This window comes from Streptomyces sp. NPDC002795 (assembly GCF_042888725.1).
Taxonomy (GTDB): domain Bacteria; phylum Actinomycetota; class Actinomycetes; order Streptomycetales; family Streptomycetaceae; genus Streptomyces.
On sequence record NZ_JBIAQB010000002.1, the window covers coordinates 970,356 to 994,607 of the forward strand.

The 24,252-nt window shown below is 69.3% G+C and carries 24 protein-coding genes and 1 rRNA gene; 16 read left to right on the forward strand and 9 right to left on the reverse strand.

The window, feature by feature from the left end; genetic code table 11:
* The first annotated feature begins 51 nt into the window (after positions 1-51).
* The 3 genes from pstC to pstB are packed head-to-tail and all read left to right on the forward strand — an operon-like array spanning position 52 to position 2,973.
* A complete protein-coding gene (gene pstC, locus ACFYWS_RS09165; RefSeq protein WP_389271612.1) occupies positions 52-1,062 on the forward strand; it encodes a phosphate ABC transporter permease subunit PstC in 1,011 nt (336 codons plus the stop codon).
* The gene (pstA, locus tag ACFYWS_RS09170; protein WP_389271615.1) at positions 1,059-2,150 is read left to right on the forward strand and encodes a phosphate ABC transporter permease PstA; all 1,092 of its coding nucleotides are present in this window, start codon (positions 1,059-1,061) and stop codon (positions 2,148-2,150) included. Before pstC ends, pstA begins: the two co-directional genes overlap by 4 nt.
* A 46-nt stretch (positions 2,151-2,196) precedes the next feature.
* On the forward strand, positions 2,197-2,973 hold the full coding sequence (pstB, locus tag ACFYWS_RS09175) for a phosphate ABC transporter ATP-binding protein PstB (RefSeq protein ID WP_389271618.1): 777 nt from the start codon (positions 2,197-2,199) through the stop codon (positions 2,971-2,973).
* 163 nt (positions 2,974-3,136) lie between these two features.
* On the opposite strand, the gene ACFYWS_RS09180 is transcribed toward pstB, so the two are convergent.
* Complete coding sequence (locus ACFYWS_RS09180; RefSeq protein ID WP_389271621.1) at positions 3,137-4,135, reverse strand: anion permease; 999 nt, start codon at positions 4,133-4,135, stop codon at positions 3,137-3,139.
* Between the two features lie 7 nt (positions 4,136-4,142).
* Positions 4,143-4,763 carry a DUF47 domain-containing protein gene (locus ACFYWS_RS09185; protein ID WP_389271624.1) on the reverse strand — a complete coding sequence of 207 codons (621 nt, stop codon included), beginning with the start codon at positions 4,761-4,763 and terminating at the stop codon, positions 4,143-4,145.
* A gap of 207 nt (positions 4,764-4,970) precedes the next feature.
* On the opposite strand from ACFYWS_RS09185, the gene ACFYWS_RS09190 reads away from it, so the two are divergent.
* Positions 4,971-5,330: a metal-sensitive transcriptional regulator gene (locus ACFYWS_RS09190; protein WP_389271628.1), complete on the forward strand. Its 360-nt coding sequence runs from the start codon at positions 4,971-4,973 to the stop codon at positions 5,328-5,330.
* Between the two features lie 75 nt (positions 5,331-5,405).
* Here ACFYWS_RS09190 and ACFYWS_RS09195 read toward each other — a convergent pair whose 3' ends face one another.
* Together ACFYWS_RS09195 and ACFYWS_RS09200 are read right to left on the reverse strand one after the other, a co-directional pair.
* Entirely contained in the window at positions 5,406-5,594 is a 189-nt protein-coding gene (locus ACFYWS_RS09195; RefSeq protein ID WP_389271631.1) for a hypothetical protein, read from the reverse strand.
* Between the two features lie 173 nt (positions 5,595-5,767).
* Complete coding sequence (locus ACFYWS_RS09200) at positions 5,768-6,616, reverse strand: hypothetical protein (protein WP_389271839.1); 849 nt, start codon at positions 6,614-6,616, stop codon at positions 5,768-5,770.
* A 353-nt stretch (positions 6,617-6,969) separates the two neighbouring features.
* On the opposite strand from ACFYWS_RS09200, the gene ACFYWS_RS09205 reads away from it, so the two are divergent.
* A complete protein-coding gene (locus ACFYWS_RS09205) occupies positions 6,970-8,571 on the forward strand; it encodes an FAD-binding oxidoreductase (RefSeq protein WP_389271634.1) in 1,602 nt (533 codons plus the stop codon).
* A 25-nt stretch (positions 8,572-8,596) separates the two neighbouring features.
* On the opposite strand, the gene ACFYWS_RS09210 is transcribed toward ACFYWS_RS09205, so the two are convergent.
* On the reverse strand, positions 8,597-9,322 hold the full coding sequence (locus ACFYWS_RS09210) for a phosphatase PAP2 family protein (protein ID WP_389271637.1): 726 nt from the start codon (positions 9,320-9,322) through the stop codon (positions 8,597-8,599).
* Positions 9,323-9,528: 206 nt separating this feature from the next.
* Positions 9,529-10,539 (reverse strand): NlpC/P60 family protein, encoded by a 1,011-nt coding sequence (locus tag ACFYWS_RS09215; protein ID WP_389271842.1) that lies wholly within the window; start codon positions 10,537-10,539, stop codon positions 9,529-9,531.
* 345 nt (positions 10,540-10,884) lie between these two features.
* Between ACFYWS_RS09215 and ACFYWS_RS09220 the strand changes: the two genes are divergently transcribed.
* The 6 genes from ACFYWS_RS09220 to ACFYWS_RS09245 all read left to right on the forward strand — a co-directional run bounded on the left by ACFYWS_RS09220 (position 10,885) and on the right by ACFYWS_RS09245 (position 18,133).
* Complete coding sequence (locus ACFYWS_RS09220) at positions 10,885-11,193, forward strand: hypothetical protein (protein WP_326019448.1); 309 nt, start codon at positions 10,885-10,887, stop codon at positions 11,191-11,193.
* Positions 11,194-11,311: 118 nt separating this feature from the next.
* A complete protein-coding gene (locus ACFYWS_RS09225) occupies positions 11,312-12,112 on the forward strand; it encodes a hypothetical protein (RefSeq protein WP_389271640.1) in 801 nt (266 codons plus the stop codon).
* Complete coding sequence (locus ACFYWS_RS09230) at positions 12,102-13,481, forward strand: hypothetical protein (RefSeq protein ID WP_389271643.1); 1,380 nt, start codon at positions 12,102-12,104, stop codon at positions 13,479-13,481. The genes ACFYWS_RS09225 and ACFYWS_RS09230 overlap by 11 nt, the downstream gene beginning before the upstream one ends.
* On the forward strand, positions 13,478-15,037 hold the full coding sequence (locus ACFYWS_RS09235; RefSeq protein WP_389271646.1) for an SCO6880 family protein: 1,560 nt from the start codon (positions 13,478-13,480) through the stop codon (positions 15,035-15,037). The genes ACFYWS_RS09230 and ACFYWS_RS09235 overlap by 4 nt, the downstream gene beginning before the upstream one ends.
* Positions 15,038-15,103: 66 nt before the next feature.
* A complete protein-coding gene (locus tag ACFYWS_RS09240; protein ID WP_389271649.1) occupies positions 15,104-16,516 on the forward strand; it encodes an ATP-binding protein in 1,413 nt (470 codons plus the stop codon).
* An 18-nt stretch (positions 16,517-16,534) separates the two neighbouring features.
* Complete coding sequence (locus ACFYWS_RS09245) at positions 16,535-18,133, forward strand: type IV secretory system conjugative DNA transfer family protein (protein ID WP_389271652.1); 1,599 nt, start codon at positions 16,535-16,537, stop codon at positions 18,131-18,133.
* Between the two features lie 22 nt (positions 18,134-18,155).
* On the opposite strand, the gene ACFYWS_RS09250 is transcribed toward ACFYWS_RS09245, so the two are convergent.
* On the reverse strand, positions 18,156-18,803 hold the full coding sequence (locus tag ACFYWS_RS09250) for a TetR/AcrR family transcriptional regulator (protein WP_389271655.1): 648 nt from the start codon (positions 18,801-18,803) through the stop codon (positions 18,156-18,158).
* Between the two features lie 161 nt (positions 18,804-18,964).
* Here ACFYWS_RS09250 and ACFYWS_RS09255 point away from each other — a divergent pair, with 161 nt between their 5' ends.
* Positions 18,965-19,561: an NADPH-dependent FMN reductase gene (locus ACFYWS_RS09255; protein ID WP_389271658.1), complete on the forward strand. Its 597-nt coding sequence runs from the start codon at positions 18,965-18,967 to the stop codon at positions 19,559-19,561.
* Here ACFYWS_RS09255 and ACFYWS_RS09260 read toward each other — a convergent pair.
* Positions 19,558-20,115, reverse strand: coding sequence for a GNAT family N-acetyltransferase (locus ACFYWS_RS09260; RefSeq protein ID WP_389271661.1), 558 nt, complete (start codon positions 20,113-20,115; stop codon positions 19,558-19,560). The genes ACFYWS_RS09255 and ACFYWS_RS09260 overlap by 4 nt on opposite strands.
* 105 nt (positions 20,116-20,220) lie before the next feature.
* Here ACFYWS_RS09260 and ACFYWS_RS09265 point away from each other — a divergent pair, with 105 nt between their 5' ends.
* The 4 genes from ACFYWS_RS09265 to ACFYWS_RS09280 are packed head-to-tail and all read left to right on the forward strand — an operon-like array spanning position 20,221 to position 23,915.
* Positions 20,221-21,174: an ATP-binding cassette domain-containing protein gene (locus tag ACFYWS_RS09265; RefSeq protein WP_389271664.1), complete on the forward strand. Its 954-nt coding sequence runs from the start codon at positions 20,221-20,223 to the stop codon at positions 21,172-21,174.
* Positions 21,171-21,968, forward strand: coding sequence for an ABC transporter permease (locus ACFYWS_RS09270; protein WP_389271667.1), 798 nt, complete (start codon positions 21,171-21,173; stop codon positions 21,966-21,968). Before ACFYWS_RS09265 ends, ACFYWS_RS09270 begins: the two co-directional genes overlap by 4 nt.
* 13 nt (positions 21,969-21,981) lie before the next feature.
* Positions 21,982-23,235, forward strand: a complete 1,254-nt coding sequence (locus tag ACFYWS_RS09275) for a sensor histidine kinase (RefSeq protein ID WP_389271670.1) — start codon at positions 21,982-21,984, stop codon at positions 23,233-23,235.
* The gene (locus ACFYWS_RS09280; RefSeq protein ID WP_389271673.1) at positions 23,232-23,915 is read left to right on the forward strand and encodes a response regulator; all 684 of its coding nucleotides are present in this window, start codon (positions 23,232-23,234) and stop codon (positions 23,913-23,915) included. The genes ACFYWS_RS09275 and ACFYWS_RS09280 overlap by 4 nt, the downstream gene beginning before the upstream one ends.
* A gap of 60 nt (positions 23,916-23,975) precedes the next feature.
* Here the strand turns inward: ACFYWS_RS09280 and rrf are convergent.
* Positions 23,976-24,092: ribosomal RNA gene (gene rrf / locus ACFYWS_RS09285) — 5S ribosomal RNA — on the reverse strand.
* Between the last annotated feature and the right edge of the window lie 160 nt (positions 24,093-24,252).

Consider the following 24,252-nt stretch of genomic DNA (forward strand, 5'->3'; position numbering starts at 1 on the left):
TAGCTCTCAACTCCCCCACCGGGGACGGGACTTCGCAGACCGGAGAACCCCATGGACATAACCACGCAATCACCGGCGCCACCACCGGCGCCCACCGATCGCCCCTCACCTTCCGAGCAGAAGCGCGCCGCCCGCGGTGCCACCCGCCCCGGAGACCGGGTCTTCCTCGGCCTCTCGCGCGGCTCGGGCATCCTTCTCCTGGTGATCATGGCCGCGATCGCGGTCTTCCTGAGCTACCGCGCCTCGCTGGTCCTCTCGAAGAACGAGGGCAACTTCCTCACCACCTTCGAGTGGAACGCGACCGCGAGCCCGCCGGTCTTCGGCATCGCCGTCCTCGTCTTCGGCACGGTCGTCACCTCGATCATCGCCATGGTGATCGCCGTGCCCGTCGCCGTCGGCATCGCGCTCTTCCTGACGCACTACGCGCCGAAGAAGCTGAGCGGCATCATCGCCTACGTCATCGACCTGCTGGCCGCCGTGCCGTCCATCGTCTACGGCCTGTGGGGCGCGCTCTTCCTCGTGCCGCACATGACCGGCGTGTTCCACTGGCTCGACGACTACTTCGGCTGGACCGGCATCTTCCAGTACCAGGGCGGCGCCCCGCGCACCCTGCTCACCGTCGGCATCCTGCTGGCGATCATGATCCTGCCGATCATCACCAACGTCTCCCGTGAGGTCTTCCGGCAGGCGCCCCAGATGCACCAGGAAGCGGCGCTCGCGCTCGGCGCGACCCGCTGGGAGGTCATCCGGATGTCGGTGATCCCCTTCGGCCGCTCCGGCGTCATCTCCGCCTCGATGCTGGGCCTCGGCCGCGCGCTCGGCGAGACGATGGCCGTCGCCACGGTGCTCTCCCCCGACTTCCTGATCCACACCAGCCTGCTCGACCCGGGCGGCGGCACCTTCGCGCAGAACATCGCCGCGAAGTTCTCCGAGGCCAACGACCAGGGCCGCGACGCCCTCATCGCCTCGGGCCTCGTCCTGTTCGTCATCACGCTCCTCGTGAACGGCGCGGCCCGCCTGATCATCGCCCGCCGCAAGGAGTACTCGGGGGCCAACGCATGAGCAACGCAACCGTTCCCGCCAAGACGCCGGGCACGCCGGACGCCCCGAAGCCGCCGAGCACGCTGAGCGCCGCGCGCCTGCCCCGCTGGGCCCCCTGGGCCATCGCCGTCGGCTCGATCGCCGCGGGCTGCGCCATCGGCCTCGGCGCCGGACTCTCCAGTCGCATCCAGTGGGGCCTGCTCGCGGCCCTCCTGTTCGTCCTCGTCTCGTACGCCCTCGCCGCCAAGGTCGAGGGCGGCCGCCAGGCCAAGGACCGCCTCGCGACCAGCATCGTCTGGGTCGCCTTCATCCTCGCCGTGGTCCCCCTCGCGTCCCTCGTCTACGAGACGATCGCGCGCGGCATCAAGGTCCTCGACCCGTACTTCCTGAGCCACTCGATGGGCTTCGTCACCTCGTACCAGGAGGGCGGCGGTATCTACCACGCCATCCTCGGCACGCTGGAACAGGTCGGCATCGCCACCGTGATCTCGGTGCCGATCGGCATCCTCACGGCGATCTACCTGGTCGAGTACGGGCGCGGGAAGCTCGCGAAGGCGGTGACGTTCTTCGTCGACGTGATGACGGGCATCCCGTCGATCGTCGCGGGCCTGTTCATCCTGTCCTTCTGGATCCTGATCCTCGGCTTCGGCTTCTCCGGCTTCGCCGGCTCGATGGCCCTGGCCATCCTGATGATCCCGGTCGTGGTCCGCTCCACCGAGGAGATGCTCAAGCTCGTCCCGAACGAGCTGCGCGAGGCCTCCCTGGCCCTCGGCATCCCGAAGTGGCGCACGATCCTCAAGGTCGTCCTGCCGACGTCGATCGGCGGCATCACGACCGGCGTCATGCTGGCCGTCGCCCGCATCGCAGGCGAGACGGCCCCCGTGCTGCTCCTCGTCTTCGGCAACCCGCTGATCAACGGCAACCCGTTCGAAGGCCCGCAGGCCTCGCTGCCGCTGTACATCTACCAGCAGTACGCGAGCAGCGGCGGCAGCCAGGCGGCGTACGACCGTGCCTGGGCGGCGGCCCTGGTGCTCATCGCCTTCATCATGATCCTCAACCTCGCGGCCCGCGGCGTAGCCCGCTGGAAGGCCCCGAAGGCCGGCCGCTGACGCGGCAACCCCAACTCAGCGACGTACCGGAAGTAGAGAACCCATCATGGCCAAGCGAATCGACGTAAGCGGACTCACCGCCTACTACAGCGCCCACAAGGCGATCGAAGACATCTCGATGACCGTCGAGCCCCGTTCCGTGACGGCCTTCATCGGCCCGTCCGGCTGCGGCAAGTCGACGTTCCTGCGCACCCTCAACCGGATGCACGAGGTCACCCCCGGCGGCCGCGTCGAGGGCAAGGTGCTCCTGGACGACGAGGACCTGTACGGGTCCCACATCGACCCGGTCGCCGTGCGCCGCACCGTCGGCATGGTGTTCCAGCGCCCCAACCCCTTCCCCACGATGTCGATCTTCGACAACGTGGCGGCGGGTCTGAAGCTCAACGGCAAGTACAAGAAGTCGGAGCTCTCCGAGGTCGTCGAGAAGTCCCTGAAGGGCGCCAACCTCTGGAACGAGGTCAAGGACCGCCTGAACAAGCCCGGCTCGGGTCTGTCCGGCGGTCAGCAGCAGCGCCTGTGCATCGCCCGCGCGATCGCGGTCGAGCCGGACGTCCTCCTCATGGACGAGCCCTGCTCGGCGCTCGACCCGATCTCCACGCTCGCGATCGAGGACCTGATCGGCGAGCTGAAGGAGCAGTTCACGATCGTCATCGTGACGCACAACATGCAGCAGGCGGCCCGTGTCTCGGACCGCACCGCCTTCTTCAACCTCGCGGCGGTCGGCCAGCCCGGCAAGCTCGTCGAGATCGACGAGACGGAACGCATCTTCTCCAACCCGTCCGTCCAGGCCACCGAGGACTACATCTCGGGCCGCTTCGGCTGACATCCGATCTCCTCGTGGCGCTGCATGGCGGTGCCGCCACGAGGACCAGAAAAGGCCCGCCCCGAAAGGGGCGGGCCTTTTCACACGATCAAGCCCCTGCGGCGTTTGAGCAGCGGGGCCCGGGGCGGAGCCCCGCGACCTCAGCCACGGCGCGGGCCACGACTTACCCGAAGGCCAGCCAAACAACCCCGTACGCCGCCGCAGCGACAAGCGCTGCCGCCGGCATCGTGATGAACCACCCCAGGATGATGTTCTTGGCGACACCCCACCGCACCGCGTTCACACGCTTCGTGGCGCCCACACCCATGATCGCCGAGGTGATCACATGCGTCGTGGAGATCGGCGCGTGGAACAGGAACGCCGAACCGAACATGATCGACGCACCCGTGGTCTCGGCCGCGAAGCCCTGCGGCGGGTCCAGCTCGATGATCTTGCGCCCGAGCGTGCGCATGATCCGCCAGCCACCCGCGTACGTACCGAGCGACAGCATCACCGCACACACGATCTTGACCCAGACCGGAATCGGGTCCTCGAAGGACTCGTGGCCGCCGATGACGAGCGCCATGACCACGATGCCCATCGTCTTCTGCGCGTCCTGGAGACCGTGCCCGAGCGCCATGCCGGCGGCGGAGACGGTCTGCGCGATACGGAAGCCGCGCTTGGCCTTGTGCGGGTTGGAGCGCCGGAAGAGCCACATGATGAGGGTCATCACCAGGTAGCCGACGACGAGCCCGATCACGGGCGAGGTGAACATCGGGATGACGATCTTCTCCCACACCCCGGCCCAGTAGACCGTGGTCCCGCCCGCGAGGGCGGCACCCACCATTCCACCGAACAGGGCGTGCGAGGAGGACGAGGGAAGCCCGAAGTACCAGGTGATGAGGTTCCAGACGATCGCGCCCGCGAGCGCGGCGAAGAGGATCCCCATCCCCTTGTCGCCCACCGGGGTCGCGATGATCCCCTCACTCACCGTCTTGGCGACGCCGCTGCCGAGGAAGGCACCGGCGAGGTTCATCACCGCGGCCATGGCGAGCGCCGCACGGGGCGTCAGCGCACGCGTGGATACGGAAGTGGCGATGGCGTTGGCGGAGTCGTGGAATCCGTTCGTGTACGTGAATCCCAGGGCGACGCCGATCGTCACGATCAGAGCAAAGGTGTCCATGAGCCGGTCAGGACTCCTTCACGGCGATGGTCTCCACCGTGTTGGCCACGTGCTCGAAGGCGTCGGCCGCCTCTTCCAGCACATCGACGATCTGCTTCAGCTTCAGGACTTCCATGGCGTCGTACTTGCCGTTGAAGAGCTGGGCGAGCAGCTTGCGGTGGATCTGGTCGGCCTGGTTCTCCAGCCGGTTGACCTCGATCCAGTACTCGGTCAGGTTGTCCATGGTGCGCAGATTCGGCATGGCCTCCGCGGTGAGCTCGGCGGCTCGGCTGAGGACCTCGATCTGCTGCTCCACACCCTTCGGAAGCTCCTCGACCTGGTACAGGACGACCAGGTCGACGGCCTCCTCCATGAAGTCCATGATGTCGTCGAGGGACGACGCGAGGTTGTAGATGTCCTCGCGGTCGAACGGCGTGATGAACGAGGAGTTGAGCTGGTGGAAGATCGCGTGGGTGGCGTCGTCACCGGCGTGTTCGGCTGCCCGCATCCGCTCCGCGATCTCGGCCCGGGCGGAGGAATCCGCCCCGAGCAGTTCCATCAGGAGCCTCGAGCCCGTGACGATGTTGTCCGCGGACGCGGCGAACATGTCGTAGAAGCTCGTCTCCCTGGGGGTCAGACGAAAGCGCACGTGGGGTCCTCGGGATGCTTTGGATTCGGTCAGGCTGATGCTAGGCGCATCATCCGGCCACGGCTAACCGGCGTTCCAACAGTGTCGCCCATCGGGCACAGTGATCAGCACTGGGCCCGGCCGAGACGGGACGAACCGGCAGGATCCTTGGGAAATCCGGTATCATATACCCGCAGGGGGTATAGCGACCACGGGAGGACGGACGCGATGACGACTGACGCGACGCAGACGGAACAGCAGACTGTGCCGGACGAGGCCGAGATCGTGACCGACCACGACCGCGGCATCCACGGGTACCACCATCAGAAGGAAGAGCACCTCAAGCGGCTGCGCCGGATCGAGGGCCAGATCCGCGGCCTGCAGCGGATGGTGGACGAGGACGTCTACTGCATCGACATACTCACGCAGGTGTCGGCCTCCACGAAGGGGCTTCAGTCCTTCGCGCTCCAGCTCCTGGAGGAGCATCTGCGGCACTGCGTCGCCGACGCCGCGCTCAAGGGCGGGACCGAGATCGACGAGAAGGTCGAAGAGGCCACCAAGGCGATCGCCCGCCTGCTGCGCACCTGAGCACCCGCGGCACTCGTGGTCGTACGAAAGGTGGGGGCGCCGGATCCGGCGCCCCCACCTTTCGTACTTCCCGGTTCAGTACCGGTCGCCTTCAGGACCGCCGGGCAACGCCTCGGCGACCCGCAGCACCTCGTCGATCCGGTCCACGCCGAGCCGCCCCTCGGAGACGGCGGACGCCGCGATGATCAACTCACCGCACAGCTCGATCTCGGCGAGGGCGACGTGGTCCTGAACCGCCGTACCACCCACGGGAGCCACGTCCATCACCTCTTCCTGCCGCGTGACCAACAGCCGATGGCCGCGATGGCCGACTTCCTAGAGTAGGGACCGGCTTACGCCCCGCGCATGGCACGGAAGAACCATTTCCGGCCCCCGACAGGCCTACGGACGACCGACGAAACGGGCGACTGTTCGGACGGGCGGGACCCGGGCAGGGCCTACTGCCCGAGCTCGGCGACCTTCCCCGCGAAGATGTCCCCCTTGGCCGGAAGCCGCACCTTCACCGGCTTCCCGAATCCCCGGTACAGGGTCGTCGACGTCACGGCCACGTCCTTCTCCGGCTGCCCGTTGGCGAAGCTGAACCGGTGCACGACCTTGCGGACGAGCCCCTCTTCGTCGACGTAGACGTCGAACGGCACCCGCCCCTTGCGGAACCCTTTTGCCGCCGCCACGAGCGCCCCCTTCCGCCCCAGGGAAGCGGCCTTCGCGGCGGCGCTCAGCTCCACGTCCCCTTTGTAGTGCCGGGTACGCACGCCCGCGATGTCGGCCTCGCCCCGCTCCGTCACATTCCGTGCGCCGCGCAGCAGTTCGGCCGCCGTGAGCGGATCGGTGGCGCCGCCGGTGACGAGGTTTCCGTCCGTCAGCATCGTGATGTCGACGCGCACCCATTTGTCCGCGGGGACACCGGCGCCCCGGTTCTTCATGTAAAGGGCGTCTGGCGCGAGCAGTTCGGTGATCGGCTGGTGTTCCTCGTCGCCCGCCGCGTCCTGCGGAAGCCGCACCCGCAGCTTGCCGAGGCCCTTGCGGTAGTCGTAGACGCCCTCGCCGTGGATGGTGACGCGGGTCCCGCCGCTGGCCATCTCCATCGACGTACGCGCCTGTGAACTGCCCTCGCGGACCAGCCGCTCGGCCGCCCCGCGCACGGTCTGTGTCGGATCCGCGTTCCGCTCCGCGTCCTCGGCGCCGGCGCCGCAGCCGCCGACGCCCACGACCACCGACGCCACCGCGACAGCCGCCACCGCCACCCGTGCCGAAGCGGCCGCGCTCCCGTGCTGCTGCACCACCATCGCTGGTCCGACCCCCATGCCTGTCCGTGCGTGTGCGGCCACCGCTGTCGTCGGGTTAACGACGAGTAGGGTCGACCGTCACGCGAACGGGGGGTTTACATGGAGTCGCTACCGTGGCCGCGTGGCACAACAGCAGCATTCGCATACGACCACCGTCGTGGAACAGGGACGTTTCTGCCTGGCCCGCTGCAGCTGCGGCTGGCGAGGCCCTGCCAGAAGGGCGCGGAGCAAGGCCCGTTCGGACGCGGAGGACCATCTCGACTCGGCGGGCACGGCCGCCTGACGGAACCCACGGCCCCCTGACGACGTCTCGTATCTCGGGAAGCGAACAGGTGGCCGAGGGAGACAACCGCATGGAACGCCGCACGTTCATCACGGCATCGGCCGCGGCACTCACGGCCGGCGGCGCGGTGAGCGCCTGCTCCGGATCGGGCGCCGGCTCCGGTTCGGGCTCCACGGGCGGGCACTCCGCGTCCTCGTCCTCCGCCTCCTCCGCCCCGGTCCGCTCCACCAGCGCGAGCGCGTCGAGCACCGTGCGGGCCGCGGCGAACCTCGCCGGACTCGCCAAGGATCTCGACGGCTCCCTCATACGCCCCGGAGAGTCCTCCTGGGCCGCGGCCCGCCAGCTCTACAACACCCGCTTCGACGCACTGAAACCGCGCGCCGTCGCGTACGCCGCGGGGCCCGACGACATCCGCACCACCCTCGCGTACGCCCGCGCGCACAAGGTCCCGCTCTCCATACGCAACGGCGGCCACTCGTACGCGGGTTGGTCCTCCGGCGACGGCCACCTGATACTCGACGTCTCCCGGATGAAGTCCGTCCGCGCTTCGGGCGGCGAGGCGGTGGTCGGCGCGGGCGCGAAGCTCATCGACGTCTACCGGGCGCTGGCCGCCAAGGGCGTCACGATCCCGGCGGGCTCCTGCCCCACGGTCGGCGTCTCGGGCCTCACCCTCGGCGGCGGCCACGGCGTCGTGTCGCGCGCCTACGGCCTCACCTGCGACAGCCTGACGCAGGCCACGGTCATCACGGCCGACGGCAAGGAGCTGACCGCGAACGCGACATCGGAGAAGGACCTCTTCTGGGCGCTACGAGGCGCGGGCAACGGCCAGTTCGGTGTGGTGACGGAACTCCGCTTCAAGACCCACCCGGCGCCGCAGGGCGTCTCCGCCTACATGAGCTGGCCCTGGTCGAAGGCGGCGACGGTGCTCAAGGCCTGGCAGAAGTGGGGCCCCGACCAGGCCGACGAGATCTGGTCCTCGCTGCACATCGCGGGCGCGCCCGGCGGCAACCCGACGGTCTCGGTCGCGGCGTTCTCCCTCGGCACGTACACCGAGCTGCAGAACGCGGTCGACCGCCTCGCCGACGGCCCCGGCGGCCCCGGCCCTGCCACCTCGGTCTCCCTCAAGCGCCGCTCGTACGAGGAGTCGATGGAGGTGTACGCGGGCTGCTCGGCCTTCGCGGAGGACGCCCAGTGCCACCTCCCCGGCGCGACGCCCGGCCGCGACACGGCGGGCGCGCTCCAGCGCGAGACGTACGCGGCCGCCTCCGACTTCTTCGACCACGACCTCTCGGACGCGGGCGCGCGCACGCTCCTGAAGCAGCTGGAGAACGTGACGTCCGGGGCGGGCTCCGTGGCGCTCACGGCGCTCGGCGGCGCGATCAACCGCGTGGACCCGACAGCGACGGCGTTCGTGCACCGCCGCGCGCGGATGCTCGCGCAGTACATCGTGTCGTGGCAGCCGAACGGGTCCGGCTCCGCCGCGCGCGACTGGCTTTCCTCGGCCCACAAGTCGATGCGGCCGTACGCCTCCGGGGCGGCGTACCAGAACTACGCGGACCCGACGCTGAAGAACTGGAAGCAGGCGTATTACGGGCCTGCGGCGGCGCGGCTGACCAAGGTGAAGCGCCGTTACGACCCGTCGGGCTTCTTCACCTTCCCGCAGGCGCTGTAACCCGCAAGCCTTGTAAGCGGTGCGCCTACGCCGCCAGGTCCCGCTCCTCCGCCGGCTCCGCCGAATCGCTGGGCTCGGGGAGTTCCACCGCGGACGCCACCGCGCCGGGGGCCCACACGAGTCGCGAAACCCACCCGGACGTCCGCCCGATGGCCCGCGTCAGCGGAGTGAGCAGCGCCGAGGCGAGCGGCGAGAGCAGCAGGGCCACGGCCGTGCCGAGCGCGAACCCGCCGACGACGTCCGTCGGGTAGTGCACGCCCATGAAGACCCGGCAGAACCCTTCGAGCACCGCGAGCCCTATGGCGGCGAGCCCGAGCTTGCGGTGGGCGATGAAGAGCCCCGCCCCGATGGCCATCGCGAGCGTGGCGTGATCGCTGACGAACGAGAAGTCGGTCTTCCCCTTGATCAGGACCTCGAGCCCGTCGTGGTCCACGAAGGGCCGCGGCCGCTCGACGAAGGACCGGATCGGCACGTTCACGAGGACGGCGACACCGGCGGCGAGCGGCGCCCACACCACGGCGGCCACGGAGGACGCGGCCTCGTCGAGCGACCCGCGCTTGCGCGCACCCCACCAGCACCACAGCACGACGAGCACGAGCGCGATCAGGATCCCGTACTCCCCGACGAACTCCATCGTCCGGTCGAACCAGTGCGGAGCGTCATCGGCCAGGCCGTTGATGTCGTAGAGCAGCGTGACGTCGGGGTTGGATCCGCTTGTCGCGGGCGCTTCGAGCGCCCCGGGTCCAGCCATAGCAGCCATAGTTCAGCGGCCCCTTCGTCTTCAGCCACCCCCGTGGTTGTTTTCGATTCAGGTAGAGGAACGCACGATCCCACCCTCTACGTTCCACAATCCATCGAACGATCACCCAGACGTTATCGAAGAGAGACACAAACCCGCAGCTCAGGGCCATGACCTAACAGAGAGTTCCAGCCAACCCACAGCCCGCAGCGCCGGACTCAGACCTCCGGCGACGCGCTCGGCAGCGCCTTCGCACCGTCCTCCGTCACGCGGGTCGCGCCGAAGTAGTCAGGGGTGTCGATGGGGTCGAAGCGGATGACGGCACCGGTGCGCGGCGCGTTGATCATGTAGCCGCCTCCCACGTAAAGGCCCACGTGGCGGATGGCCCGGCTGTTCTGCAGGTCGTCGGAGAAGAACACGAGGTCCCCGGGAAGCAGCTCTTCCCGCTTCGGATGCGGACCGGCGTTGTACTGGTCGTTGGCCACGCGCGGCAGCTCGATGTCCACCGACTCGTACGCGGCCTTGGTCAGCCCCGAGCAATCAAATCGGCCATCTTGGTCCGCCGTGCCGTTGCCGCCCCACAAGTAAGGGGTGCCGAGCTTCTTCTGCGCGTAGTAGATGGCGGCCGCGGCCTGCTGCGAGGGCTGCACGCGCCCGACCGGCTTCGCGAAGGACTTCTCCAGGGTCGTGATGACCTTCACGTAGTTCTGCGTCTCGCGGTACGGCGGCACTCCCCCGTACTTGATGACCGCGTAGGAGCCCGCGTTGTAGGCGGCGAGCATGTTCTTCGTCTTGTCGCCGGGAGCGTCCTTCACGTACGAGGCGAGCTTGCAGTCGTACGAAGCGGCGGACGGGATCGCGTCGTTGGGGTCCCAGATGTCGCGGTCCCCGTCCCCGTCCCCGTCGACCCCGTGCGCTGCCCAGGTCCCGCCGATGAACTGCGCGATGCCGTACGCCTTGGCCGGCGACGTCGCCTTCGGGTTGAAGCCGCTCTCCTGGTAGAGCTGCGCTGCCAGCAGCGCCGGATTGATGGCGGGACAGAGATTGCCCCACTTCTGTACGAGTGGCTGATACGCGGCGGGCACGGCCCCCTTCGCGAGCCCCACGGCCCCCTGGCCGGCCCCACTGCTCAGGCTCCCCGCCGCCATGTACGTCCCGAAGACGAGCAGCGCCACGAACGCCGTCCCCCCGGCGACGGCCGAGCCCGCGAGCATCCACGCCTTACGCACCGTCAACCGCCCTTCGCCACGGGGGAGTCCGGGCACGACCCACGGCCGGACACACGAGCGCTCAGTTTACGGGCGGGCACGCCACCCTGTCGGCGACTGTGCCGAACTATCCGCGACCAGCCTTCATTGCCCGGCGTGACCAGGCATGATACACAGAGTAACCGTACGTTCCTTCGCATCCGGAACCGTCCCTCCGGGCGGTCCCTCAGCCATGGGACCGTAGGAACTCGGCCAAGGAATGGCGCCAAGTGTGCAGGCACGGGAGCCAATCTGGGCAAGAATGGGTCTGACCTCTGCGCTGCGTCAGAGGCGACAGAACTACCCACATGGGGCGGTGAGTTACACATGCTGCTGGCAGCCGAAAAGGGCGACATCTCCACCATCATCGGCGGGATCGCCCCGGACTGGGGCCCGTTCGGGACCCTGGGCAACGAGGCGCGCGTGATGATCGAGGTGGTGATGGCGGTCGCCATCCTGCTCTGCCTCGGCATCGCCATCTGGGGCGCGGCCAAGCAACGGATCGGGGCGACCGCCCTGCGCGACACCTTCAGCGCCGAACAGGGCAAGGGCCTGATCATCGCGGGCCTGACCGGGGTGTTCATCATCGGCTCACTAGGCACGCTGTTCACCATCGTGTACGGCATGGCCGTCTAGCTCCCGGCTGAGGTTGCGTCTCCCTGATGTCGAGTCACCACACCGCGCCCGCGCGGAAACCAGCACGGCTACCGTCATATGCGGTGGTTCGGCGAAAGGTTGAGGGGGCGTGCGCGCAATGAGTCCTGACGGTCCACAGGACGACGAGCTCTACGGGGGCTCTGGGCAGACCCGGACGCGGCTCCCGGAGAGCCCCGGCGCCGCCCGCAGACCGGGGCGGTCACCGTCCCGGTCGCTGGTGACCGTGGTCGGCGTGGTGGTGCTGCTCATCGCGGCGATCGCGTTCGCGAACCGCGGCGGTGACGCCTCTGGCGGTTCCGGTTCCGAATCCGCCGGCAAGCCGGCGGCGGCCCCCACGGCTCCCTCCGGGACGAAACCGGTGGCCTCCGGCTTCGGGCATGACGAACAGGGGGCGCAGTCGGCTGCCGCCAATTATGCGGTTCAGCTCGGTTCGGCCGACATGTTCGACAAGGCGAAACGAGACGGCATCGTCGACGACGTCTATACGCCGTCGGCCGCCGACGCCCGGAGGGGCGACCTCGACAAGGTGTACTCCAGCGAGGGCTTCCTGACAGGCATCGGCCTCAACAAGGACGGCTCCGCACCGAAGGGGAGCACGTTCGTCTCCCGGACCATTCCGGTCGGCACCAAGATGACTGCCTACAAGGGCGACACGGCGACCGTGTCGATCTGGTACTCGTCGCTGTTCGGCCTCGCCGGCGAAGGCACGCAGAACCCGGTGTCCGAGAGCTGGTACACGAACAGCTACAAGCTGCGCTGGGTGGACGGTGACTGGAAGGTGGAGGACTTCTCGCAGAAGGACGGCCCCGTCCCAGTCGGCCGCGACCAGCGCGCCTCCACGGCCGACGACATGGCGAAGGCCGTGGAAGAGTACGGAGGGTTCAGCTATGCCCGCTAACCGGCGACGCCGCGCCCTCTCCCTCACCGCCGTGTTCACCGGCGTGCAGGCCACGGCGGTCCTCCTGGCCACCCGGGCCTGGGCCGCCCCGGACCCCGACCCCGACCCGTCCGAAGATCCCTGCGACCTCATCCGCGGCGCCGCGAGGAAGTACTGCGAACGCGGCAACGAAGCCACCGGCGGCAGCACCGGAGGTGGTGGTGGCGGGGGGACGCCCGACGTCTCCAACCCCCTCGACCCCCTCTCCAGCCTCGCCAAGGGCTGCGCCGAAGCCGCCTCCTGGACCGTGGATCAGCTGAGCGACGCCGTGCAGAAGACGGCCGACGTCGACTTCACCAACCAGAAGTTCTTGCAGCAGTACGCCGTGGTGTTCGCCGCGTCGACGATCCTCACGCTCGTGCTGTGGCTGCTCGCCGTGGCCAAGCGCGCCGTACGCGGCGTACCGCTGATGACCGCGATCACGGAAGCCGTGGGCTTCCTCTGGCTCACCGTGCTCGCGTCGGCCTTCACCCCGCTGATCCTCTATACGGTCGTGTCCGCGGCCGACGGAGTCAGCGACGTACTGGCGAAGGCGACGGGTAATCAGACGGACGCGTTCTTCGGGACGTTCTCCGAGGCGCTGAAGCAGGGCGACGACATCGGCGGCGGGCCGATCATGCTGATCGTCGTGTCACTCGTGTCGATCGTCGCGGCGGGCGTGCTCTACCTGGAGCTGTATCTGCGCGCGGTCCTGCTCTACGTAGGCGCGCTGCTCGGCGTCGTGGTCTACGCGGGGCTCGTCGACAAGAACCTGTGGGGCCACGTCCGCCGCTGGGTCGGCGTCATGATCGCGGTCATCCTCGTGAAGCCGGTCATCGTGATCGTGCTGGGCCTCGCGGGCGCGCTGTCCGGCGGCGACAAGGGCTCCGGCTCCCTCGCCGCGGTCGTCTCGGGCCTCGCCATCGTGCTGCTCGCCATCTTCGCGAGCGGCATGATCTACCGCTTCGTGCCCGGCTTCGGCGACGAGATGGCCAACGTAAGGAAGAACCGGCTCATGCAGGGCGCCGAGGGCAAGGCCGCCGCCGTGATGAGTTCCCCCGCGGCGCTCGTCTCGCAGGGCATCAAGACCCACAGCAGCCGCCAGGACGGCGGGGGTTCAGGAGGCGGTGGCGGAGCATCCCAGGCCCGTCCCGCCAACCCCGCGTCCGGCGGTGTGGCCGCGCACAGTTCACGCCCGGCCACTTCAGGGGGAGGCGGCGGAACTGTCCCCTCCGCCGCATCCCCGCCCCGTACGAACCCGACGAAGACCCCGCACGCGAGCAACGACCGCGGGGGCGGCAGCGGTAACACCGGCAAGAACGGCAACTGGCAAGGAGGTGCAGGGCGTTGACGACCCAGTCCCATGTGTCCCCTCCGGTCACGCCCCGCCGCACATATCTGATCGGCCGCGCCCGGCCGAACGCGATTGTCGGCAAGAATCGTGAGTCCGGCGAGATCGCGATGATCGTCGTGGGCGCGTTCCTCGGCATGATGTGCGGACTGCTCGTCCCCGTGCTGTCGCTGCGCATCGTGCTGCTCACCGGCTTCCCGATGCTCGCGCTGGCCGCGGTCTACGTCCCGTACAAGAACCGCACGTTCTACAAATGGTTTGAGATCAACCGCAGTTACAAGCGTTCCCTCCGGCGCGGCACCGCCTACCGCTCGCGCCCCATGGAGGCCGGCACCCGGCTCGACGGGCGCGAGGTCGAGGTCGGCCCGCCCCCCGGCATCGGCAGGCTCACGTGGCTGGCCGCGCCGTTCGGGCCCGACGAGATCGCGGTGCTGCTGCACGCCGACCGGCGCACCGTCACCGCCGCCATCGAGATCGAGGGCCCCGGCGTCGGGCTGCGTGACTCGGAGGACCAGGAGGCGCTCGTCGACCGGTTCGGGACGCTGCTCAAGCACGTCGCCAACGGGGACGGGTTCGTGAGCCGGCTCCAGATGCTGGCCCGCACCCTCCCCGCCGACCCCGACGCGCACAACAAGGACGTCGCCGTGCGCGGCGACGACCGCTCGCTGGGCTGGCTGCAGAAGTCGTACGACCAGTTGCAGTCCATGGTGTCGACGAGCAGCGAGCAGCACCGCGCGTACCTCGTGGCCTGCATGCACTTCAACCGCGACCTGGCCGCCGAGGCCAACGCGATGGCCCGCGCCACCCGCCCGAAGGGCGGCAAGAAGGTCGACAGGGACGCCGGGCTCGCCGTCGTCATGGCGCGCGAACTGACCGATATCTGCTCGCGGTTGCAGGAGGCGGACATCCGCGTGCGGCAGCCGCTCGGGCAGGGCCGGCTCGCCTCCCTGATCCACTCCATGTACGACCCCGACCACCCCATCGACCACATCCAGGCCATGTCGAAGCGCAACGCCTGGCCGGCCGAGCTCGACGCCATGGAGCCGACGTTCTTGCAGGCCAAGACGCGGGAGTCGACGACCCGCGCGCCCTGGTGCCACGCCACGGCGTGGGTCAAGGAGTGGCCGATGACGCCGGTGGGCGTGAACTTCCTGGCACCTCTCCTGGTCCACACCCCGGACGTCATCCGGACCGTCGCCGTCACCATGGACCTCGAACCCACCGAGGTCGCCATCGAGCGGATGCTGACCGAGAAGACCAACGACGAGGCGGACGCCTCCCGCGCCGCCAAGATGAACCGGACCGTCGACCCCCGCGACATCGCCGCCCACGGCCGCCTCGACCAGCGCGGCGAGGACCTGGCGAGCGGGGCGGCGGGCGTCAACCTCGTCGGCTACATCACGGTCTCCTCCCGCAATCCGGACGCGCTCGCCCGCGACAAGCGCACCATCCGCGCCTCGGCCGGCAAGTCGTATCTGAAGCTGGAGTGGTGCGACCGCGAGCACCACCGGGCGTTCGTGAACACCCTGCCGTTCGCCACCGGCATCCGACGGTGATCCCGATGCTCCTGACGTACGCGTTCCTGATGTACGCCGACACGGCCGGAAGGTAGGCGCTGCACTATGCGGGATCCGCTGTCCGCTCTCACCGAAGCCTTCACCGCGTTCCTGTTCGGGAAGGTGGAGACGACCCGGCTTCCGGTGCGTACGTCGACGGGGCAGGCGCAGGCCGTCTATCTGCCGACGGCAGCGCCCGGCCTCGGCGACTCCGGCGTGATCATCGGCCGCGAGGTGTACTCCGGCAAGGGCTACATCTACGACCCCTTCCAGCTCTACGGTCAGCAGCTCCCGGCCCCCCACTGGCTGGTCCTCGGCGAGTCCGGCAACGGCAAGTCGGCGCTGGAGAAGACGTACGTGCTGCGGCAGTTGAGGTTCAAGGACCGCCAGGTCGTCGTCCTCGACGCGCAGGGCGAGGACGGCGTCGGCGAATGGAACCTCATCGCCGAAGAGCTGGGCATAACTCCCATCAGGCTCGACCCGACGGCCGCCCTGGACATGGGGATCCGGCTGAACCCGCTGGACCCGGCGATCACCACGACGGGCCAGCTGGCGCTGCTGCGCACCATCATCGAGGTGGCGCTCGGCCACGGCCTCGACGAGCGCTCCGGCTTCGCGCTGAAGGTCGCGCACGCGTACGTGAACGAGACGATCGTCGAGCGGCAGCCCGTCCTGACCGACATCGTCGAGCAGCTCCGCCACCCGGAACCGGAGTCGGCGGAGGCCATGAACGTGGCGCTCGACGACGTCCGGGCCTGGGGCCTCGACGTGGCGCTCGTCATCGACCGGCTCGTCGACGGCGACCTGCGCGGCATGTTCGACGGCCCGACGACGGTCGGCATCGACCTCGACGCGCCCCTGATCGTCTTCGACCTGTCGCACATCGACCGGAACTCGATCGCGATGCCAATCCTGATGGCGATCGTCGGCGTGTGGCTGGAGCACACCTGGATCCGCCCCGACCGGAAGAAGCGCATCTTCCTGGTCGAGGAGGCCTGGCACATCATCAACAGCCCCTTCGTGGCCCAACTCTTCCAGCGGCTGCTGAAGTTCGGCCGCCGTCTCGGCCTGTCCTTCGTGGCGGTCGTCCACCACCTGAGCGACGTGGTCGACGGCGCGGCCGCCAAGGAAGCGGCGGCGATCCTGAAAATGGCGTCCACGAGGACGATCTACGCCCAGAAGGCGGACGAGGCGAGAGCCACGGGCCGGGTGCTCGGACTGCCCCGCTGGGCCGTCGAGATCATCCCCACGCTCTCCCCAGGCATCGCCGTCTGGGACGTCAACGGCAACGTGCAGGTGGTCAAACACCTGGTCACGGAGACCGAACGCCCACTGGTCTTCACCGACCGCGCCATGACCGAGACCTCCGCCGAGCAGATCATGGACGAGGCCATGCACGCGGCCGAGATCGAGGCGGAGGAGCGGGCGGCCGCGTTCGTGGAGCAGCGTCTGGGCGGCTCCGAGTCCACGGTGGCGTGAACGGTGGGTGTGACAGGTATGCGGGACGAGCGGGGTTACCGGGACGACCGGGAAAGGCGTGGCCGGGGCGGTGTGCCCGACGGGCTGCTCATCGGTGGCCTCGCGTTTCTGCTGGGCATGACCGTGCTGGTGTGGACGGCGACGGGCCTGGCGGGCCTCTTCACGAAGGGCGCGTGGCCGTCGGGCGTGACGTTCGGCCATACGCCGCTCGCCCTGCGCTCGTTGATCACGCGCCCGCACGACATCCCCGGCGCCTGGCCGAGCACCCCCGCCACGGAACTGTCCGGCTACGGCCTCGTCTGGGGCCTGGTCATCGGCCAGCTGATGATCCTGGTCGTCCTGACGGTCTTCGTGGCGGGAACGTTCACCCGGTGGCGCGCACTCCGTAAGCAGCGGGGCGACTCGCCGGACCTGGTTGTTCCGACCCGGGACCCGAAGCCCACGCCACGGGGCTCCGCCCCGGACCCCACGCCTCAATCGCCGGCGGGGCTTGAAAAAACAGCCCCTCTTGCCGCCGAGCAGCCATATCAAGCCCCTGCGCCTCAACCGCCGACGGGGCTCGAGAAAACAGCCCCTCCCGCCACGGAGCAGCCGCATCAAGCCCCGCTCTTGGACGAGAGCCAGCGGGGTCCGGGGCAGAGCCCCGAGACCGCAACCCCGGCTCCCGCCACCACACCCGTTCCAGCCCAACGCGGACCCCTCCACCTCGGCCCCCCGGCCGCCCGCCACCCCCTCGCCATAGAGGCGATCCAGGACGCCGAGGGCCCCGCCCTCGTGGTCACGTCATCACCGGAGGTGTGGTCGCAGACCAAGGACGCCCGCGCCAAGCTCGGCCCGGTCCTCCTCTACGACCCCACCCACCTTTGCGACACCCCGGCCCGCATGCACTGGAACCCGGCCTCCGGCTGCACCGACAAGGAAACCGCCGCGGCCCGCGCCGCCGCCCTGCTCGCCCCGATAAGGCCCACGGCCAAACTGGACTCGGCGCTCGCCGAGGCCGCGGACACCCTGCTGCGCAGCTATCTGCACGCGGCGGCCGTCGACGGCAAACCGTTTCGCCACGTCCACCGCTGGGCCCAGGGCACGCAGGTCCAGGAGGCCGTACGCATCCTCCGTACGAACCCGAAGGCGGCCGCGGGCACCGCGGGCGAACTCGAAGCGGCACTCACCTCGCACCCCGAGCGCCGCGACATGGCACAGGAGTTGACCGCTCGCGCCCTGTCCGCACTGTTCTCGGTGCACATCCGTGAGGCCTGCACGCCCAACCGAACGGATGCGCTCACTCTGGATTCCTTTGTGAACGAAGGGGGCACGCTTTATGTGGTCGGTGAACCCATCGAGGACCCGAAGGGGCAGCCCGGTGCGATGCCCCTGCTCACGGCCCTCGCCTCGAGCGTGGTCGAGCACGGCCGCCGCGTGGCCGCACGGTCACCTGCCGGCCGGCTCGACCCACCAATGACGCTCGTCCTCGACGACGTCGCGGCGGTGGCTCCGCTTCCCCAACTGCCGGAGCTGCTGGCCAGCGGAGCGGACCGGGGTCTGGTCACCCTGGCCCTGCTCCGGTCCAGAGAGCAGGGCCGCACACGCTGGCCGGACGCGGAACTCCCGCTGAGCTAGGGCCTGCCGTTTCGATCAGGGCCTAACGGGCGTACAGCTTCAGGAACACCGCGAGCCCGCTGCGCACCCGGGCGTCGACCTCGTCGGCGGACATCGGCACCACCCCGAAGAACGTATCCACCGTCACGGACCCGGGGATCAGCAGCAGAAAGTGCCGCGCGGCCTCCGCCGAGTTGTCCTCGTCGACCGCCAGGTGCCCCTGCTCGCCGAGCCGGAGCAACGCCGTGCGCACCGCTCCCGCCGTCCCCCGGGGACCGATCCGCTGCCACTCCTCGATGACGTCGGCGGGCAGATGCGAGCCCTCCGAGATGATGTGCCGTACGAGCAGCATGTGCGGCTCGTGGTCACCACGCCGCCCCATCCACTCCCGGGCGAGCGCGAGCAGATCCGCCTCCACGTCCGTGACTTTGCCCAAGTGCCGTTCGATGAGCACGACATGAGCGTCCGTCACTTTCACCGCACTGTCGATGAGGACCTCACGGAAGAGGTTCTCCTTGCCACCGAAGTGGTTGTAGAGCGTGCGCGTGGAGACCCCCGCCTCGGCGGCGATCTCGTCGATGCCCGCGCGCGCGTACCCCTCGCGGCCAAAAACCGTCCGCGCCCCGCGCAGCAGCGCCTGCCGCTTCTCGACCGTGCCCTTGCGCGGGGTACGCCCCGACTCCTGTGCCATGCCGCTCCGCCCTCCGCCGTCCCCGTCCAGACTAGGCACAGAGACCTAGGTACAACGACGGTTGTACTGCTTACAACTGCAGTTGTACTTTAACGACTCCCACGCCCACCGAGTCGACCTGATCACCCCAACGGATCGCCCCAACCACGGAGGACCGCGCCATGACCACCACCGCAACCACCACCCCGCTCCGAGTCGGCGTCATCGTCGGGTCCACCCGAGACGGCCGCCTCGCCCCCACCGTCAGCACCTGGTTCACGGCCCAGGCCGAACGCCACGCCCCCGAGTCCCATTACGACGTCATCGACCTGACCGACCTTGACCTCCCCGAGACGCAGCCCGGCTGGGGCCACGAACCGACCTCAATCCAGGTCGAGTTGGCGGCCCGCGTGGACGCCGCCGACGCCTACGTGGTGATCACCCCCGAGTACAACCACAGCTTCCCGGCCCACCTGAAGCACTTCATCGACCTGCACCGCGACGAGTGGAAGGCCAAGCCCGTCGGCTTCGTCTCGTACGGCGGCGTGGGCGGCGGCCTCCGTGCCGTGGAGCAACTCCGTCTCGTCTTCGCCGAGTTGCACTGCGCGACGATCCGCGACGGCGTCAGCTTCCACATGGCCCACGGCGGCCTCTTCGCCGAGGAAGGGCCGGCCCACGACGAGCAGGGCGCGGCCGGCGCCGCCAAGGTCATGCTCGACCAGCTGACCTGGTGGGCCCGCGCCCTGCGCACTGCCAGGCAGGAACACCCGTACGGCTAAGGCAGCCAAGGCCTCGTGAGCTCCATCTCGCGGTCCACCTTGGAGGGGTCGCCCGGATTCGGGACGGCCCCTCCCGTGCGGACGAAGCCGAACTTCCGGTAGAACCCCTCGGCCCGCCGGTTGTCCTCATGGACGTACAACCGCACCCGCGTCACACCTTCGAGCCCGAAGGCCCACTCCACAGCGGCGGAGAACAGGGCCCCCGCCAGCCCGCTCCCTCGCGCCTCCGGCCGTACGAAGACCGCGACGAGCTGCACCTGCCGCCGCTCGACGGGCCGCCCGAAGAAGTCCAGGGCACCCGCCTCCTCCACGAGCACCACCACGTTGCCGTCCCAGCGCCCGCCCTCGGCGCTCTCCGCCACGAACTGCAAGGCCGTCGCCCCGTGCGCGGCCCGCTCGACCCGCCCCCGCCAGAACTCGTCCGGCTGCGCCGCCGCGTCCTCGTACGTCTCCAGAAACGCGAGCGGCGCCGCCGGATCCCGCAGCGCCGCGAGCCGCAGCTCCTTCGCGGCGCGCCACTCATCGGCTCGCACGGGTCTGATCACGTAGTCCATGCGTCCGCACCCTAAGGTGCCGTAGTACCCCGGTACTACCGCATTCCCGCAGCTCGATGCCCCGGTCCGACGCCCGCGGGGCCCCGCCCACGGCACCGTACTCACATGACGATCCGAGCGCACGGCCTCACAAAACGCTACGGCGGCAAGACCGGCAAGACAGTCGTCGAGGACCTCACCTTCACGGTCGAGCCCGGCACGGTCACCGGCTTCCTCGGCCCCAACGGCGCAGGCAAGTCCACGACCATGCGCATGCTGCTCGGCCTGGACACCCCGACCGCAGGACGCGCCACGATCGGCGGCCGCGCCTACGCCGACCACCCGGCCCCACTCACCGAGGTCGGCGCGCTCCTGGAGGCGAAGGCCGTCCACCCGGGCCGCACCGCCTTCCACCACCTCACGACGCTCGCCCTCACCCACGGCATCCCGCGCACCCGCGTCGAGCACGTCCTCGACCTCGCGGGCCTCACCGAGGTGGCCGACAAGCGGGTCAAGGGCTTCTCCCTCGGCATGGGCCAGCGCCTCGGCATCGCGGCGGCGCTCCTCGGCGACCCCGCCACGATCATCCTCGACGAGCCGGTCAACGGCCTCGACCCCGAGGGCGTCCTGTGGATCCGCACCCTCCTCAAGTCCCTCGCCCAGCAGGGCCGCACGGTCCTGGTCTCCTCCCACCTCATGTCCGAGATGGCACTGACCGCCGAGCACCTGGTCGTGATCGGCCGCGGCCGCCTCCTCGCGGACACGACGGTCACCGACCTCGTACGCGAATCAGGCGCGGCCTACGTGAAGGTCGTGACGCCAGAGGCGGACCGCCTGCACGCCCTCCTGACCTGCGCCGACATCGACATCGACCGCCGCCCGGACGGCGAGGCACCCGACACCCTCCACGTGCGCGGCCTCGACGCCCCCGGCATCGGCAGGCTCGCCGCCGCGAACGGCCTCCCCCTCTTCGAACTCACCCCGCGGACCGCCTCGTTGGAGCAGGCCTTCATGGACCTCACCCACGACTCCGTCGAATACCAGGCGGCCACGAAGACCTCGGCAGGAGTAGCAGCATGACCACGACCACGCCGACCGCACCTCTTTCGGCCACGCCCTACGCCGTGACCCCCACCCGCGTCCTGCACGCCGAATGGCACAAGCTCCGTACGCTGCGCGGCACTTGGTGGACGCTGGGGCTGTCCGTCGTACTCGTCGTCTCCGTCGGCCTGATGATGGGTTCCACGTACGACGGCGACGACGCGAACATCGACACGGTCGTCTTCACGCTCTTCGGCAGCCAGATGTCCCAGATCTGCGTCGCCGTCCTCGGCATCCTGATCACCGCGGGCGAGTACTCGACGGGCCTGGTCCGCGCCACGATGGCGGCGGTCCCGCGCCGGCTGCCGGTCCTGTGGGCCAAGGCCGGCGTCTTCACGGCCCTCGCCTTCACGGTCACCTTCGCCACGAACCTCGTCACGTTCCTGCTCGCCCAGATCTGGCTCTCCGACAGCGACAAGGCCCTCTCCCTCATGGACTCCGGCGTCCTGCGCGCCCTCGCGGGCAACGCCGCCGGGATCACGCTGCTCAGCCTCATCGCTCTCGGCCTCGGCGCGCTGTGCCGCTCCGTACCGGCCGCGATCGGCGCGTTCGTCGGCGGCGTCGTGATCCTGCCCGAGGTGCTCCAGATGATCAGCAACGACGCCGTCCAGAGCGCCGTGAAGTACCTTCCGTCCAAGTCGGCGGAGTCCCTCGGCTCGATCCTTCCGGTGGCCGGCCACAACGCCCCCGGCACCGGACTGCTCTCCCTCGCCGTGTGGGCCGCCGTCGTCCTCACCGCTGCCGGGCTGCTTCTCAAGCGCCGCGACGTGTGACCAGGATGTCCACGTGACACCGACACAGCCCCGTACGAGCCAGTTCCTGCACCGCACCACACAGCGGGTGCGCGCCTACGACCGGCGCCACCCGCTGTCGTGGGATCTGCTCTTCACGGGCTTCTGCGTCTTCGCCGCCGTCATCGACTACGCGGGCGACGGCTGGAAGAACATCGCCCACAACACCGACGTCCCGAGCTGGCTCGTCCTCACCTTGAGCCTCGCCCTGACGGTGCCGCTGCTGTGGCGCCGCACCCACCCGATGGCCGCGCTGACGGTGACGGTGGCGGCGGGCACGGTGAACAGCGCCACGGGCGCCGTCCTTCAAGCGGCCCTGCTCCAGCTCTTCATCGTCTTCAATGTGGCGCTGCGCTCCCGCATCCGCACCCTGGTGCTGTCCTGCGCGATGACGATGATCCCGGTCGTGGTCGCCGTCGTCCGCTTCCCGAAGGGGAGTTGGGACCAGCAGGTCGTCCCGCAGTTCTGGGCACTGGCCATGGTCGCCGCGTTCGGCCTCGCCATCCGCAGCCGCCAGGACTACACGAACTCCCTCGTGGAACGGGCCCGCCGACTGGAGGTCGAACGCGACCAGCAGGCCCAGCTGTCGGCCGCCGCCGAACGCGCCCGCATCGCCCGCGAGATGCACGACATCATCGGCCACAACCTCTCCGTCATCACCGGCCTCGCCGACGGCGGCTCCTACGCGGCCGCCCGCAACCCGGAACGCGCGGGCCAGGCCCTTACCGCCATCGCCACCACCAGCCGCAACGCCCTCACGGAACTCCGCCGCCTCCTGGACGTCCTGGGCGAGGAATCCCCGTCGCCTGCGGCCGAGTTGACCCCGGCGCCCGCGCTCGACGACCTCGACTCCCTGATCAAAGGCGTACGTTCGGCAGGACTCCCCGTGCTCAGGAAGGTCGAGGGCGAACCGGCGCCGCTGCCCGCGGGACTGGAGCTCACGGTGTACCGCGTGGTCCAGGAAGCCCTCACCAACACGCTGAAGCACGGCGGCCCGTCGGCCACCTCCGAACTCCTCGTCTCGTACGCGCCCGACGCGGTGACCGTGACCATCACGGACACGGGCCGCGGCGCCCGCACCGACAGCCACGGGACCGATCGCGAGACCGGTCACGGAACCGGTCGCGGCATCGCCGGTATGAGAGAGCGAACGGCCCTTTACCGAGGCACACTTGAGGCCGGACCACGACCGGCCGGCGGCTGGCGGGTACGCCTGCGCATCCCGATCCCCGAAGGGCCCACTCCGTGACGACCGTCCTCATCGTCGACGACCAGCCCATGCAGCGCTTCGGCTTCCGCATGCTCCTGGAGAGCCAGGACGACCTACGGGTCGCGGGCGAGGCCGGCACGGGCACGGAGGCGGTCCGTCTCGCGGCCGAACTCTCCCCCGACGTCGTCCTGATGGACATCCGCATGCCCGGCATGGACGGCATCGAGGCCACGCGCCGCATCATCGCGAGCACGGCGGGGACCGGCCCGACGGACGGCCCGCGCATCCTCATCCTCACGACATTCGACATGGACGAGTACGCGTACGCGGGCCTGCGCGCGGGCGCCTCCGGCTTCCTCATCAAGGACGCTCTCCCGGAGGAACTCCTCGCCGGGATCCGAGCGGTGGCGGCCGGCGACGCGATCGTCGCCCCCAGCCTCACCCGCCGCCTCCTCGACGCGTACGTCCACCATCTCCCGGCCGCCGCGGGAACTCCCCCGGCCGCCGATCCGCGCATCGCCTCCCTGACGGACCGCGAACGCGAGATCCTCACGGTCATCGCCCAGGGCTGGAGCAACGTCGAGGTCGCCGAACGCCTGCACCTCGCGGAATCGACGGTGAAGACGCATGTCTCCCGCATCCTGGCGAAAACCGGGGCGCGGGACAGAGTCCAGGCGGTGATCGTGGCGTACGACGCGAAACTCGTGGAGCCCGCTTGAGAACTGTCTTAAACGCAGAAAAGCCCCGTGCCATTGGCACGGGGCTTTTCTATAAAATTAGTTCGGCGGCGTCCTACTCTCCCACAGGGTCCCCCCTGCAGTACCATCGGCGCTATGAGGCTTAGCTTCCGGGTTCGGAATGTAACCGGGCGTTTCCCTCATGCTATGACCACCGAAACACTATGAAACTGTCAACCGGAGCCGTGGCACATGGCTACGACGGTTGTTCGTGGTTTCAGAACCAACACAGTGGACGCGAGCAACTGAGGACAAGCCCTCGGCCTATTAGTACCAGTCACCTCCACACCTTGCGGTGCTTCCAGATCTGGCCTATCAA